Raw genomic sequence first — 14,747 nt, forward strand, 5'->3', positions numbered from 1 at the left:
GCGCCGGTTGGATTCAGGCTTGCGGGGCGGCGCGGCCGACGCCATACCAGTCCAGCTTGCGGGTCAGCACCATGATGCTGCCGAGCACGCCGAACACCAGCAGCGAGCCCATCAGCAGGGCGTAGTCCTCGGCGCTGAGCAGGCCGTAGAGCATCGCGTACAGCGCTGCCAGCAGGCCGGCGAAACCCGCGCCGCGCTGCCAGCTGTGCAACACGAAACTGACGTAGAAGCCGATCAGGCCGACGCAGGCGCTGGCGGACAGGACATAGGCCAGGGCGAAGTGCAGATGCTCCGACAGCGACAGCAGCAGCAGGTAGAACAGCGCCAGCGACAGGCCCACCAGGGTGTACTGCACCGGGTGCACGGCCAGACGCTTGAGCACCTCGAAGAGGAAGAAGGCGGCGAAGGTCAGGGCGATGAACAGCAGCGCGTATTTGATCGCGCGGTCGGTCTTCAGGTACTGGTCCACCGGGTCGACGAAGCTCACCCCGAAGTTGCGCCCGAACAGGCCCTGGCACTGCTCACGGCGCACGCAGTTGTCCAGCGCCTCCTCCAGGTTGGTGGCGAAGAAGCTGGTCTGCCACTGCGCGTTGAAGCCCTGCTCGCTGACTTCACGCTGGCTCGGCAGGTACTCACCGACGAAGCTCGGGTGTAGCCAGGGCGAGTTGAGGCTGACCCGGCTGTCGCGGCCTACCGGCACCACGGCGAGCTGCTCGGTGCCCTGCAACTTGAGGTCGAAGGCAAACGCCAGGGTCTGCCCACCCTGTGCGTCGAGCGCCGGCAGCGGTGCATGCACGCCGGCCCCGAAACGGCTGTCGCCGGTGCCGGGGGCGAAACTCAGGGTCTGGCCGTTGAGCTGCAGTTGCAGGTCGTTGCTGATGCCGCGGATATCGCTGATGCCGACGGCGAGAAAGGGCGCCTCGAAGCGATAGAAACCCAGCTCGTCGCCCAGGCCGAAGCGTGACGGCAGACGGAACTGGCCGCTGATGCGGGTATCGGCCCGGTACAGGCGCGCCTCGTAGATGCCACGCGCACGCAGTTCGGTGTTCACCGCGCCATCGAGCACGAAGCGATCGGGCAGGAAGTACAGGCGCCCGCTGCGCTGACGCTCCTCCAGATAGCGCTCGCCGGTCTTCTCATGGGTTTTCCATTCGTGGATGGTCTTGACGTAAGGCAGCACCAGGATCGGCCCGGTGATCTGCTGGCGATAGCTGGAACTGCGCGCAATGTCCTGCAGCACCTCGTGGCGCAGGCCCTGTCGCTCATCGACCAGCCCGTCGATCATCAGCAGGGGAATCATCAACAGCAGCATCAACAGGGCGATGGCGCCCAGCTTGAAACCCAGGGTACGGCTCATGGCACGGCTCTCCGTAGCGAGTGAAGGTACGGCAGAGTCTGGGCGGCGCGGATGGTCGCTTTATGGAGCGCGGATGGAGGGCAGATGGAGAATGCGTGGAGTTCTAGACGCCGCAAACACGCGTGATTGCACGCTTACAGCGGCAGCGCGACCGTTCGTCAATTCCACTGGAAGACAGAGATTTCTGCACTAAGGTACTAACTCACTTGTTGCTCACAAGGCGACCGGTAACCGGTTTCATCACGATTTATCCAATCTGATTAAGGGACAGACATGAACGAGCGCCAATGGATTTGCGTGGCCAGCGCCTGCTTGCTGCTGGCCAGCACCAACCTGTTCGCCCACGGCTATATCAAGCAACCTGAAGCACGCGGCTACCTGTGCAAGCTGGGTGAAAACAGCGGATGCGGTGCAGTGCAATGGGAACCGCAAAGCCTGGAAGGCTACTCCGGCTTCCCGCAAAGTGGCCCCGCCGATGGCCAGATCGCCAGCGCCGGGCTGGCACAATTCGCCCCCCTCAACGAACAGACCGTCAGCCGCTGGGCCAAACGCCCCATTCAGGCGGGACCGACGAACTTCACCTGGCGCTTCACCGCCAACCATGTCACGCGCAACTGGCGCTACTACATCACCCGCCCCGACTGGTTGGCCAATCAGCCGTTGAACCGCGCCGCGTTCGAGCTGGTACCGTTCTGCGTGGTCGATGGCGGCATGCGCCAGCCGCCGCAGGAAGCCACCCACAACTGCGATGTACCGCCGCGCGAAGGCTATCAGGTGATTCTGGGCGTCTGGGAAGTGGGCGATACGCCGATGAGCTTCTACAACGTGATCGACGTGATGTTCGGCGATGTGATGACACCGCCCGATCCGTCCGCCTGGCACGTCAAGGGCATGCTCTACCCCTCGGTGGATCTGCAAGTCGGCGACCAGGCGCTGACCCGTATATTCGATGCCGGCGGTGAGCGCAGTGACTTGCAGACGCGCCTGCAGATTGAAACCAGCGAGCAAGGCCAGCGCAACCAGTGGACCTACCTGCTGGCCAGCCGGATCAACCAGCAACAGAGCCAGCTCAAAGCCGGTCAGCGCGGCAGCAACGGCGCAATCGAGCCGGTGTACGGCCAGAACAGCCTGTTTGCTCGCGCCGACAGCGGCATCCAGCGCATCGAAGTGCAGATCGACAAGGCCGCTGCCCCTGACCACGAACTGTTGGTCGATGGCCTGCAGCCCAGCTATCGCATCCGCGGCAGCCAGCTGCGGCTTGACTTCAACGTCACCGCCGTGGGGGCGCTGCAGATCAGCAGCTACCTCTACGACCACGACGGCAATGCCAAAGGCTTTGCCGCCGCCGAGCTGACCAACAGTAGCCAGCCCTTGAGCATAGAGGTCGACAACCCTGCGCCTGGTCATCACCAACTGGTGGTCAGCGCCAGAGTGGCCGGCGGCGAGGAACTGTTTCAGAAAACCTTCGACATGATGTTCGTCGCAGACGACGACAGCGCCAACTACGACTTCACCTTCCCTGACGGCCTGCGCAGTTACACCGCCGGCACCCGGGTACTGCAACCCAAGACGGGAAAGCTGTATCAGTGTCGTCCCTTTCCGCAGAGTGGCTATTGCACGCAGTGGTCAGCCGCCTCGACCCAGTTCGAGCCCGGCATCGGCAGCCATTGGCAGGACGCCTGGATAGCAGACTGAGACAAGCACCGCGCCAGCCGAACTGTTTGGCTGGCGCGCCCCCCCCAATACCCCCCTGAAAAACACCTACGGCACAGGCGCATCCGCTGCGCCTTGGCGTACCTCTATGTGGAGCCACAGGCATGCCCAGGCACTGACCCATACCCCCTGACCGCCAGCGTTGCGTGGATCACCCCCTCCCTTTTCCGGTGTAACCGCAGATCTGGGCCAGGTATCAGCAGCAGTGTTTCCCCTCTCCTTTCGGGCGCCCAAAGGCCGCCTCAGCTTTGCCATAAATATTTGATTTTATTGATTTTTTAACGCCATAAAAACGACGAACGGCCTTGGCATTTCGGCACAGTCTCCTAGGGTTCTGACAGCTGCATTACGCGGCAATCAATTGGGAGATAACCATGCAAGGATTTCAACGCACCACCGTCTTACTGCTATTGCTCAGCGCAGGCTGGACCCCGGTCCAAGCCGACGAGAAACCCAGCTTCGCGGCCCAAGCGCAGATCGCTGTGGACGATCAGCAATCACCGCGCTACATCATCAAATACAAGGAGCTGGCCCCCTCACCGATGAACCAGGCCAATCAGCCGCAACCCCTGAGTGCCGGCCGATTCGAAAGCCGCGCCGCCCAGCGCCTGCTCAGCCAGGCCCAGGTGCAGCCGCTGATGCATCTGGACAGCCAGGCTGCCAGCGTGGCGCACCTGAGCCCGGCGCAACTCAAGCAGCTGCAGGCCAACCCGGCGATCGACTATATCGAGCTCGACCCACGCCGCTACCTGATGGCCGAACAGGTGCCCTACGGCATCCCCATGGTGCAGGCCGACCTGCTACCGGACAGCGCCATTTCCAACATGAAGGTGTGCATCGTCGACTCCGGCTACGACCTCGGCCATCAGGATCTGCCCTCGGCGGGCATCACTGGCAATGACGGCTTTGGCAGCGTCAACAGCGGCAACTGGTACGAGGATGGCGATGGCCACGGCACCCACGTGGCCGGAACCATCGCCGCGCTGGGCGGCAACAACCTCGGCGTAGTCGGCGTCAGCCCCTCGGGCAATCTGGGGCTACATATCGTCAAGGTGTTCAACAACAGCGGCAACTGGGCCTATGGTTCGGATCTGGTGATGGCCATCCAGCAGTGCCGCGCGGCAGGCTCGACGGTGATCAACATGAGCCTGGGCGGTGGCGCCTCTTCGATAACCGAACGCAATGCCATGGATGCGGCCTACCAGAACGGGGTGCTGGTCGTTGCAGCTGCCGGCAACAGTGGCACCAGCAGCCTCTCCTACCCAGCGTCCTATGACTCGGTCGTGTCGGTCGCAGCGGTCGACAGCAGCGGTAATCATGCCTCCTTCTCGCAGTACAACAGCCAGGTCGAAGTCGCCGCCCCCGGCGTTGGCGTGCGTTCCACCCTGCCTGGCAACCGCTACGCGAGCTATAACGGCACCTCAATGGCCACACCGCATGTATCGGCGCTTTACGCCCTGGTGTGGAGCCAGCACCGCCAGTGCACCCCTGCGCAGATTCGCAGGGTGGTCAACATCACCGCCGAAGACCGTGGCACGCCAGGTCGCGACCCCTATTACGGCTACGGCATTGTCAAAGCCAAGCGGGCCAGCGACCTGATTGCCCAGCGCGGCTGCGATGCCAGTGATGGTGGCAATGGTGAAGAGCAGACCTACCCCAACCTCTCCGGCGCGCGGGGAGCCTGGGTACGGCACAGCGTGGCCGTACCCAGCGGTGCCCGGCGTCTGACTGTGCGGATCAGTGGTGGCAGCGGTGATGCCGACCTTTACACCCACCTGGGCAGCCAGCCCACGACCAGCCAATGGACCTGCCGTCCCTACCTCGAAGGCAATCAGGAAACCTGCATTCAGGAAAATCCTGCCGCCGGCACCTGGCATATTGGCGTTAGGGGCTATTCCAGCTTCTCCGGCGTGACCCTCTACTGGCGCTACGAGTAGCTCGCCTGGCCCCGAGGCAGGCAACTGCCCGGGGCCTTTTGCCCTGCACAGCTATGCATTCCCGGACCAAACGCGCGGGCAAGCCTGCAGGCCATCCGTCCCGTCGCCATTGCGCGGCAGTGCGGGCACTGGTATCTGTATAAAAAACCAGTACCATGCTTCCCCTCATGCCCGCCCTCGACGCCCCCGAACTTTATTACCTGGCCAACTTCCGCAAGGCCCTAGACTGGCTCGATACCCATCATCGCGAGCTGATGGACGCGGCCGAGCAGGCCTTTATCGCCAGCTTCATCCAGCTGCCGCTGCCGGCCCAGGCGCTGCTGGTGAGGCTGGTGATGCGCAAGGGCGTGCACTTTCGCGCGAGCAAACTCAGCTACGCCGAGATCGGCGCCATCGACAACGCCGCCGCGCCTCTATTGGAACTGGACTGGCTGATCGACGACGCCGCGCTGACCTTCGACGAACTCGGCGCGCTGCTGCTCAAGGACGAACTGGCTGCGCATTTCGCCGCCGACCTGCCGCGCGGCGCGCTGAAAAAGAGCGAACTGCTGGCGCATCTGCGCGAGCTGCATGTCGAGCCGCGCAGCCTGACCGACTGGTGCCCGCACCTGGAAGACCGTCTGCTGAGCCTGGCCATCGGGCCGCTGTGCGACCGCCTGCGGCTGATGTTCTTCGGCAACCTGGCGCAGGCCTGGTCGGAATTCGTCCTGGCCGATCTGGGCATCTTTCGCTACGAGCAGGTGCCGATCACCCCGGGCTCGCGCGGCTTCCGCAGCCGCCAGGACGTCGACGACTACCTGCACCTGCGCCTCTGCCGCGACGCCTTCGACGCCGGCATGGCGGTAACCGAGGTGCTGCAACTGCTCGGTGATTTCGCCACCGACAACCCGCATATCGGCGAGCGCCACCAGCGCCTGCTGCTGCGCCTGGCCCAGCAACTGGAACGCGCCGGCGAGCTGGAGTCGGCGCTGACGCTGTACCGCGACACCAGCGCGGTCGGCTCACGGCAGCGGCAGATCCGCGTGCTGGAGCGCCTGGGCCGCGATGCCGAGGCGCTGGCCCTGGCCGAACAGGTCATCGATTCGCCATATAACGGCGAGGAGGCGCAGCTGGCCGAACGGGCGCGCACCCGTCTGTGCAGACGCCTCGCCCTGCCGACTCCGGCCAGGGCGGCGAAGCTGGTGGAGGATCGAATCGACCTGCGCCTGCCACGCGCCGCCAGCGTCGAGCTGGCCGTGGCCGCGTATCTGGCCGGACCCGATGCCCCGGTGCATTACGTGGAGAACACGCTGATCTGCGGGCTGTTCGGCCTGCTCTGCTGGGAGGCGATCTTCGCCCCGCTGCCCGGCGCCTTCTTCCACCCCTTCCACGCCGGCCCGGTGGACCTGCACCGCGCCGACTTCCACGCCCGGCGCAGCGAGCTGTTCGCCGCCTGCCTGGCGCGCCTGGACGATGGCAGCTACATCGAGGCCATGCGCCGCACCCATGCCGAGAAGTTCGGCATCCAGTCACCCTTCGTGTTCTGGGAGCTGCTCGACGCCGAGCGCCTGGAGCAGGCGCTGGCCTGCCTGCCGCCGGCACACCTGGGCGCCTGGTTCCGCCGCCTGCTCGCCGATATCCGCGAGAACCGCGCCGGCATGCCCGACCTGATCCAGTTCTGGCCGGCCGAGCGGCGCTACCGGATGATCGAGGTGAAAGGCCCGGGCGACCGCCTGCAGGACAACCAGAAACGCTGGCTGGCGTTCTGCGCCGAGCACGGCATGCCGGTCAGCGTCTGCTATGTGGAGTGGGCTGAGTGAGCCTGCGCATCGCCGTGCGCGAGCTGTGCGAGTTCACCGCCAAGGAGGGCGACCTCGACCTGCGCTTCACCCCCTCGCCCACCGCTCAAGAGGGTATCGCGGGGCATGCCACGGTGGTCGCCAGGCGCGGCCCCGACTATATGTCCGAGCTGGCCGTAAGTGGCGAGTTCGAGGAACTGACGGTCAGCGGCCGCATCGACGGCTTCGACCCCGAGTTTCGCCTGCTGGAAGAGATCAAGACCCACCGCGGCGACGTCGCGCGCATCCCGGCCAACCATCGCCTGCTGCACTGGGCGCAGGTCAAGGTCTACGGCTGGCTGCTGTGCCAGGCGCTGGAACTCGATGAGCTGGACCTGGCGGTGGTGTACTTCAACGTCATCAGCCAGAAGGAAACGGGGTTTCGCGAGCGCCATAGCGCTGAGGCATTGCGCCAGTTCTTCGAGCTGCAATGCCGCCGCTATATCCACTGGGCGCGCCAGGAGCAGGCCCATCGCCTGGCGCGCGACGCAGCGCTGACCACGCTGCGCTTTCCCTACGCCGAATTTCGCCATGGCCAGCGGCAACTGGCCGAGGCCGTGTACCGCGCCGCGCGCGACGGCCATTACCTGTTGGCGCAGGCCACCACCGGCATCGGCAAGACCCTCGGCACCCTGTTCCCGCAGCTCAAGGCCATGCCCGGCCAGCAGATCGATCGCCTGTTCTTCCTCAGCGCCAAGACCCCAGGCCGGCGCCTGGCGCTGGACGCGCTGCAGCGCCTGCGCCAGCCCGAGACGCCGCTGCGGGTGCTGGAGCACGTGGCCCGCGACAAGGCCTGCGAGCATCCGGACAAGGCCTGCCACGGCGAATCCTGCCCACTGGCCAGGGGCTTCTACGATCGCCTGCCGGCGGCGCGCAGCGCGGCGCTGAAGGAGCGCTGGCTGGATCAGCAGGCCGTGCGCGAGATCGCCATCGCCCACGGCATCTGCCCCTACTACCTGAGCCAGGAGCTGTGCCGCTGGAGCGACGTGGTGGTGGGCGACTACAACTACTACTTCGACCTCGGCGCCCTGCTGCACAGCCTGACCCTGGTCAACCAGTGGCGCGTCTGCCTGCTGGTGGACGAGGCGCACAACCTGGTCGAACGCGGCCGCAGCATGTACAGCGCCGAGCTGGACCAGGCGCGCTTCAAGGCCATGCGCCGCGACGCCCCGGCCAAGCTCAAAGGCGTGCTGGAGCGGGTCGACCGCCACTGGAACCAGCTGCACCGCGAGCAGCAGGTGCCTTACCAGGTCCATCCGCTGGCACCGGACCTGCTGCTCGCCGCCCTGGGCAAGGCGGTCAGCGCCATCACCGATCATCTGACCGACCAGCCCGAAGGCAACGCCGGCGAACTGCTGCGTTTCTACCTCGACGCCATGTTGTTCTGTCGCCTGGCCGAGAGCTTCGGCCCACACTCGCTGTTCGACATCAGCCGCGTCGAGGGCGACAAGGGCCGCAGCTACTCCACCCTGTGCATCCGCAACGTCCTGCCGGCGCCCTTTCTCGGCCCGCGCTTCGAGCAGGCGCACAGCGCCACGCTGTTCTCCGCCACCCTCAGCCCCAGCCACTACTACCTCGACCTGCTCGGCCTGCCGCAGGAGACGCAGTGCCTGGACGTCGACTCGCCATTCCACGCCGAGCAGCTGCAGGTGCGCGCGGTGCGCAACCTGTCGACCCGCTACCGCGACCGCGACGCCTCGCTGGCGCCGATCTGCCGGCTGATCGCCGGTCAGTACGGCGAACGGCCGGGCAACTACCTGGCCTTCTTCAGCAGCTACCAGTACCTGCAACAGGTGCTGGACCTGCTGGCCCGCGAGTACCCCGAGATTCCCGTCTGGGTGCAGTCGCGGCAGATGGACGAGGCGGCGCGCCAGGGCTTTCTCGAACGCTTTCAGGTCGGCGGGCGCGGCATCGGCTTCGCTGTGCTCGGCGGGGTGTTCGGCGAAGGCGTCGACCTGCCCGGCGAACGCCTGATCGGCGCCTTCGTCGCCACCCTCGGCCTGGCCCAGGTCAACCCGATCAACGAGGAAATCCGCCAGCGCATGCACGCGCTGTTCGGCGACGGCTACGACTACACCTACCTCTACCCCGGCCTGCAGAAGGTGGTGCAGGCCGCCGGCCGGGTGATCCGCACCACCGAGGACGAAGGCGTGCTCTACCTGATCGACGACCGTTTCGCCCGCCCGGAAGTACGCCGTCTGCTGCCGAGCTGGTGGCAGGTCGAGGCCATCCGCCTGCCCGCAGAAACGACAAAGGCGCCCGAGCGGGCGCCTTCAGTCGAAATCTGAGCGAGGCGGCATCAGCCGATACGGCTGGCGCCGACGCGGTCTGCACCATCGGCGGCGATACGATTGACGCCGACACGGTCCGCGCCATCGGCAGCGATGCGATTGACGCCGACACGGTCCGCACCGTCGGCAGCGATGCGATTGACGCCGACACGGTCCGCACCGTCGGCAGCGATGCGATTGACGCCGACACGGTCCGCACCGTCGGCAGCGATGCGATTGACGCCGACACGGTCCGCACCGTCGGCAGCGATGCGATTGACGCCGACGCGGTCCGCACCATCTTCGGCAACCACCGGGGCAGCGAGTTGTTCAACGGAAACCTGCGGCAGGGCGAAAGCGCTGGCGGACAGGGCGGCGATAACGAAGCTGGCGAGGATTTGCTTTTTCATGGTCAGGCTCCTGAGCGGGCTGGAAAGTGGCCACGGACCCTATGCTACCCATATAAATTTGATTAAAAATCGCAAATAAACAAACAAAACAATCGTATATTTCGATTAGTTTAGCGACGGCGCGGACCGTAGGGTGCGCCGTGCGGACCAATGCACCAATTCACCAATTAGCCAGGCAACCCATCGCTTGCGCTATTGATCGACAACCCCGTACAGGCGGTGCGCGCGGCGCACCCTACGGGGCTCCAACAAGACGGAAAGGATCAGGCCGTACGGGGCGCCGGACGCACCAGGCACCATACGAGCTCGCTATCTGCGGCGCCCTACGCCGGCAGTATCAGGCGCGCCTCCACGCCACCTTCGACATTGCCGATCTGCAATTCACCGCCATGCAGCTCGGCCACTTCCTGCACGAAGTTCAGGCCCAGCCCGGTGCTCTTGCGGCCACCGTTGGGGCGCGGCAGGGAGTAGAAGCGCTCGGTCAGGCGCGCCAGGGCGTACTCGGGGATGGCTTCACCCTGGTTGAACAGGCACAGCACGATGCGCTCGCCCTGGCGCTCGGTGGCGATGCGGATGCACCCGCCGGGCGGGGTGAAGTCCAGGGCGTTGTCCAGCAGGTTGGCCAGCGCCTGACGCAGCAGAAAGCGTTCGCCGCGCAGGCTCAGGTTCGCCGGCACGGCCGGCTCGACTCGCAGGCCGGCAGCGACAATGCGCGCCTGCTGCGCCTGCAGCAACTCCTCGACCAGCGCCGCCAGCGGCACCGCCACGCGCTCCTCCAGGCCCTGACGCTGCTCCACCTGCGCCAGGTGCAGCAGGCGTTCGATGAGGTTCTGCAGGCGCGCGCTTTCCTGCTGGATATTGGCCACGAAGCGCTGGCGCTGCTCGGCTGGCATGTCGCCGTCGAGCAGTTCGGCCGCGCCGCGAATGGCGGCCAGCGGGCTTTTCAGCTCGTGGGTCAGGGTGTGCACGTAGCGCTCGACGTAGGCCTTGCCCTCCAGCTCGGTGCGCATGCGCTCCACCGCCACGGCCAGTTGCCCCAGCTCGCCACCGCGTACCTGCGGCGCCTCGGCGCGCTGGCCCTCGCTGACCGCCTGGGCGTAGCGGGTGAGCTTGCCCAGGGCGGCGCCGAGCCACCAGGAGAGCAGTGCACCGATCAGCAGGCCCAGACCGATCAGCCCGGCGCCGAGCCAGCCCAGGCGCGTTTGCGAGCGCTCGATATAGGGCTGCAGGGTGCGGTTGGGCTTGGCCACCGAGACCACGCCGATGATCCGCTCGCCATCTTTGATCGGCGCGGCGACGTACATCACCGAGGAGTCGGGGTCTTCCGGGTCCTCGCGGGTCGAGCGCGCACCGTACTGGCCGCGCAGGGTGAGCAGCACGTCGTTCCAGCGCGAGTAATCCTGGCCCACCGCCTGGCCGGTGGAGTCGAGCAGCACCATCCCCTGGTCGTCGGTGACGTAGATCCGGTGGTTGACCTCGGCCTTGGTCAGGCCCCAGATGCTCGCCTGCGGCTGGCGCCGGCCGTAGGCTTCCAGCGCCTCGGTCAGGCGGCCCTGGCCGAGGGTGCCGGCCTTGAGCTCATCGCGCAGGATCTCGGCCAGCAGGTTGGCGGTATCGACCAGGGTTTCCTCGGTGCTCTGGCGCACGCCGGGGCGTATCTCGTCCATCACCGTGCTCAGCACGAACCAGCCGGCCAGGCCAACGAAGAGGAAGTAGACGAGGAAGATGCGTACGCCCAGCGGCATGGTAAGAGCCTCTCTACGATCTCGCGGGCTAGAGGGAAACGGTGGCGCAAACGCCTGAGGAAGCGGAGTTTACAAGGGTAAATGAGCATTCCGAAGGCGTTTGCAACGCCGTTTAGCCGACGCGCAGCAGATCCTAGAGAGGCTCTAGCTCTCCGGCTGGTAGCTGTAGCCCAGGCCGCGATGGGTCTGGATCGGCTCTTCGGCTGGGGCGATGGCACGCAGCTTGGCGCGCAGGCTCTTGATGTGGCTGTCGATGTTGCGCTCGTAGCCGGCCTCGCTGGCCACGCCGAGGGCGTCGAGCAACTGCTCGCGGGAATAGACCCGACGCGGCTGGCCGAGCAAGGTACGCAGCAGGCGGAACTCGTGACGGGTCAGACTCAGGGCCTGGCCATGGTAGTGGATGCAGAACGCCGCATCGTCGATCTGAAAGGCGCTCGCGGCGCCGGCGGCCGGCGTTTCACGCGGCGCCATGCGCTTGAGGATGACCTTGACCCGGGCGGCCACCTCGCGCGGGCTGAAGGGCTTGACCACGTAGTCGTCGGCGCCGATTTCCAGGCCCACCACGCGGTCGATCTCCTCGCTGCGGGCGGTGAGGAAGATCACCGGCACCTCGGAAAAGCGGCGCAGGCGCTTGCACACTTCGAAGCCGCTGATATCCGGCAGGCCGACATCGAGAATGGCCAGGTCGAAGGCGCCGTTTTCCAGCAGCGTCAGGGCCTCGCCGCCCAGGCTTGACCAGCGCGTGACGAAGCCTTCGGCCTGCAGGGCGTAGACCAAGGTATCGGCAATCGCGGCTTCGTCTTCGACTATCAGTATCTGCGGCATCGGGCGTCCTGCACCTGGAGTTCGGCAGCGGCAGACTGCCGAGGGCTGGGACCAGCGTCAAGCGGGGATGGGCGTGGGGCAGATGACCCGCCAGCAGATATCGGCGGTTGCCCTCGCCCCAGGGATAGCGAGCGGCTCGTTCTTACGGAATCTCGCCGCGAATGTACTGCTCCAGCTGGCGGATCAGGTTGGCCTGTTCGGCAATGGTGTCCTTGACCAGATCGCCGATGGAGAGCAGGCCGATCAGTTCGCCTTCGGCCAGCACCGGCAGGTGGCGCAGGCGACGTTCGGTCATCAGCTCCATACAGTGCTGCACGCTGTCGCGCGGGCCGACGCTGATGACGTCGCGGGTCATGATGTGGCTGATCTTGGTCTCGAGCACGGAGAGGTCGGCCAGCGCCACCTTGCGCACGTAATCGCGCTCGCTGACGATCCCGACCAGGCGCCCGCCGGACATGACCACCAGGGCGCCCACGCCCTTCTCGGCCATGATCCGCAGGCCGTCGACCAGCGAATCTTCGCTGTCGACGCTGTAAACGTAGGCGTAGGGCTTGCTACGAAGCACTTCGGCAGCGGTTTTCATCGGCGCGGCTCCTGTTGTTTTTATCGTTTTTAACAGAGTTGGCCGCCGCGGTCAGCCTCAGTCGAGCCTGAAGCGACCGGTGTTCTGCGCCAGGCCCTCGCTGCCGCGGCGCAACTGCTCGGCTGCACTGCTCACCGCCTGAGCGCCATCGAGCAACTGGCCGGCGGCCTGATCGACCTGCTGGATATTGCCACTGACCTCGTCGGCGGTGGCCGCCTGCTGCTCGGCGGCGGTGGCGATCTGCGCCAGGCGGTCGCTGACGCGCTGCACCGAGTCAACGATGTTCTGCAGTTCGTCGCCCATGGCCAGGACGCTGCCGATGTCGCCATCGGCCTGACCGCAGGCCTCTTCCATCAGGGTGACCGACTGGCCGACCACGCGCTGCAGGTTGTCGACGGTCTGGGCGATTTCCTGGGTCGAATCCTGGGTGCGCTTGGACAGCGAGCGCACCTCGTCGGCGACCACGGCGAAGCCGCGTCCGGCCTCACCGGCGCGGGCCGCCTCGATGGCCGCGTTGAGCGCCAGCAGGTTGGTCTGCTCGGCAATGCCCTTGATCACTTCCACTACCCGATTGATCTGCTGGGTCTGCTCGCGCAGCTGCTGCAGGGCGGCGGCGCTGTCGCCGAGGCGACTGCTCAGCTGACGCATGCTGGCACTGGTGCGCTCGCTGCGCTGGTTGCTGCTCATGGCCACCTCGCGAGTCTGCTGGGCCTCCACGGCCGCCTGCTCGCAGCTCTGCGCCACGCTCTGTGCGGTGGCGGCCATCTGCGTGGCGGCCGTGGCGATCTGGCTCATCTGCGCCTGCTGCTGTTCGACGGCGTCCAGCGCATCGCGCGCCTGGCCGCCAAGCAGCTGCACCGTGGCGTCGAGCTGCCGGCTTTCACGGTTGACGCCCTGCAGCGAATCGCGCATCTGCTCGACCGCGGTGTTCAGCGCCTGGGCGATGGCGGCCAGATCGTCACGCCCGTTGACCTGCATGTGCACGCGCAGGTCGCCGTCACGCAGGCCGCGCGCCGCGTCGATGATACGGGTGGTGCCGAGGCGGATCGAGGCGTTGAGACACAGCAGCACGTAGAGCGCCAGCACGGTCAGCAGGCTGAAGGCGCCGATCACTTCGATCATCGAGCTCAGCGACTCCTGTCGATACTCGCCGAGGCTGGCGGTGAACTGCCGGTAGACCGCCTGCTGCAGGCCGTGCAGCTGCCCCTCCAGCGCCTCCACACGCTGCACGAACTGCTCGGGCGTGAGGGCCATGGGGCTGGCCTCGAACATGTCGCGGTCGATCTGCTGGAGGAAATCGTCGAATGCCGCGAGCGCGCTTTCGAACGGCGCGCCGAGCTGACGCATGGTCTGCGGCGCCTCGCGCGACAGGGTGGTCTGCGCCTTGACCAGTTGCGCACGCTGCTCGTCCAGGCTGCGCCGCAGGTCACGGATCAGCACCCTGCTCTGCAGGGTGAAATGCTGCGACACCACCGCGCCATGCCCCTGGGCGGCAAAGGTGCCGAGCTGTTCGAGCAGGCGCGGCAGGATGTAGGTGACCTGCTCCATCATCAGGTAGGTATCCAGACGTGGATCGAGGATCAGGCCGCTGTCGGTGGCCACCTGCTCGCGCAGGGCGATCAGGTACAGCAGCGCCCTCTGGTAGCGCTCCAGCGCGTCGGGCAGGGCCACCTTGCCCAGCCCTGCCGCACGCAGGCTGTCACGCTCACCTTGCAGGGACTGAAAATGCTGGCGCGCCTGCTCGCTGATCAGGCTACTTTGCAAGGGCTCGGCTGCCGCCTGCAGGGCCTGGTCGAGCTGCGCCTCACGCTGTTGCAGCAGCCCTTCGGCGGCCTTTTCGGTGCCTTTCCAGCGCGCCAGCAGGGTGCGCTGGGCGATCAGCTCCTGCTGCACCGTTGCCATTCGCTCCAGGGCCTGAGCGCCCTCGACTTCCTGATCGACCGATTGCAGGCGGGCCCGGTAATCGCTGCTGATTACCCACAAGGCGTAGCCCAGCGGCAATGCGAACAACAGGAACACCAGCTGGAACTTGTGGGCAAAACTGAAACGCTGTAGCAGCCGTACACCCGGCTCGAGTACTCCCGTCATTG

10 protein-coding genes are annotated in these 14,747 nt (G+C 66.0%); 4 read left to right on the top strand and 6 right to left on the bottom strand.

Annotated elements, in window-relative coordinates; translation table 11 throughout:
• Positions 1-13: 13 nt before the first annotated feature.
• Positions 14-1,357, bottom strand: a complete 1,344-nt coding sequence (gene creD, locus L1F06_RS22300; RefSeq protein ID WP_129482534.1) for a cell envelope integrity protein CreD — start codon at positions 1,355-1,357, stop codon at positions 14-16.
• 273 nt (positions 1,358-1,630) lie between these two features.
• Between creD and gbpA the strand changes: the two genes are divergently transcribed.
• The 4 genes from gbpA (at position 1,631) to L1F06_RS22320 (ending at position 9,112) form a co-directional block, all read left to right on the top strand.
• A complete protein-coding gene (gene gbpA, locus L1F06_RS22305; RefSeq protein WP_129482533.1) occupies positions 1,631-3,052 on the top strand; it encodes an N-acetylglucosamine-binding protein GbpA in 1,422 nt (473 codons plus the stop codon).
• A 392-nt stretch (positions 3,053-3,444) separates the two neighbouring features.
• On the top strand, positions 3,445-5,007 hold the full coding sequence (locus L1F06_RS22310; RefSeq protein WP_129482532.1) for a S8 family serine peptidase: 1,563 nt from the start codon (positions 3,445-3,447) through the stop codon (positions 5,005-5,007).
• Between the two features lie 167 nt (positions 5,008-5,174).
• A complete protein-coding gene (locus L1F06_RS22315; RefSeq protein WP_129482531.1) occupies positions 5,175-6,806 on the top strand; it encodes a VRR-NUC domain-containing protein in 1,632 nt (543 codons plus the stop codon).
• The gene (locus tag L1F06_RS22320) at positions 6,803-9,112 is read left to right on the top strand and encodes an ATP-dependent DNA helicase (RefSeq protein WP_129482530.1); all 2,310 of its coding nucleotides are present in this window, start codon (positions 6,803-6,805) and stop codon (positions 9,110-9,112) included. The genes L1F06_RS22315 and L1F06_RS22320 overlap by 4 nt, the downstream gene beginning before the upstream one ends.
• Positions 9,113-9,123: 11 nt before the next feature.
• On the opposite strand, the gene L1F06_RS22325 is transcribed toward L1F06_RS22320, so the two are convergent.
• The 5 genes from L1F06_RS22325 to L1F06_RS22345 form a co-directional block, all read right to left on the bottom strand.
• Positions 9,124-9,504: a phage infection protein gene (locus L1F06_RS22325; protein WP_252576697.1), complete on the bottom strand. Its 381-nt coding sequence runs from the start codon at positions 9,502-9,504 to the stop codon at positions 9,124-9,126.
• A gap of 323 nt (positions 9,505-9,827) precedes the next feature.
• A complete protein-coding gene (gene creC / locus L1F06_RS22330; protein WP_129482528.1) occupies positions 9,828-11,249 on the bottom strand; it encodes a two-component system sensor histidine kinase CreC in 1,422 nt (473 codons plus the stop codon).
• A gap of 144 nt (positions 11,250-11,393) precedes the next feature.
• Positions 11,394-12,074 carry a two-component system response regulator CreB gene (gene creB, locus L1F06_RS22335; protein ID WP_129482527.1) on the bottom strand — a complete coding sequence of 227 codons (681 nt, stop codon included), beginning with the start codon at positions 12,072-12,074 and terminating at the stop codon, positions 11,394-11,396.
• Between the two features lie 142 nt (positions 12,075-12,216).
• The gene (locus tag L1F06_RS22340) at positions 12,217-12,657 is read right to left on the bottom strand and encodes a CBS domain-containing protein (protein ID WP_004373701.1); all 441 of its coding nucleotides are present in this window, start codon (positions 12,655-12,657) and stop codon (positions 12,217-12,219) included.
• 57 nt (positions 12,658-12,714) lie between these two features.
• Positions 12,715-14,745 (bottom strand): methyl-accepting chemotaxis protein, encoded by a 2,031-nt coding sequence (locus L1F06_RS22345; RefSeq protein ID WP_012019953.1) that lies wholly within the window; start codon positions 14,743-14,745, stop codon positions 12,715-12,717.
• Between the last annotated feature and the right edge of the window lie 2 nt (positions 14,746-14,747).

This window comes from Pseudomonas hydrolytica, from assembly GCF_021495345.1.
Taxonomy (GTDB): domain Bacteria; phylum Pseudomonadota; class Gammaproteobacteria; order Pseudomonadales; family Pseudomonadaceae; genus Aquipseudomonas; species Aquipseudomonas hydrolytica.

Coding starts and splice junctions, on each gene's coding strand:
- creD (WP_129482534.1), bottom strand. CDS start 1,357: ATGAGCCGTACCCTGGGTTTCAAGCTGGGCGCCATCGCCCTGTTGATG.
- gbpA (WP_129482533.1), top strand. CDS start 1,631: ATGAACGAGCGCCAATGGATTTGCGTGGCCAGCGCCTGCTTGCTGCTG.
- L1F06_RS22310 (WP_129482532.1), top strand. CDS start 3,445: ATGCAAGGATTTCAACGCACCACCGTCTTACTGCTATTGCTCAGCGCA.
- L1F06_RS22315 (WP_129482531.1), top strand. CDS start 5,175: ATGCCCGCCCTCGACGCCCCCGAACTTTATTACCTGGCCAACTTCCGC.
- L1F06_RS22325 (WP_252576697.1), bottom strand. CDS start 9,504: ATGAAAAAGCAAATCCTCGCCAGCTTCGTTATCGCCGCCCTGTCCGCC.
- creC (WP_129482528.1), bottom strand. CDS start 11,249: ATGCCGCTGGGCGTACGCATCTTCCTCGTCTACTTCCTCTTCGTTGGC.
- creB (WP_129482527.1), bottom strand. CDS start 12,074: ATGCCGCAGATACTGATAGTCGAAGACGAAGCCGCGATTGCCGATACC.
- L1F06_RS22340 (WP_004373701.1), bottom strand. CDS start 12,657: ATGAAAACCGCTGCCGAAGTGCTTCGTAGCAAGCCCTACGCCTACGTT.
- L1F06_RS22345 (WP_012019953.1), bottom strand. CDS start 14,745: ATGACGGGAGTACTCGAGCCGGGTGTACGGCTGCTACAGCGTTTCAGT.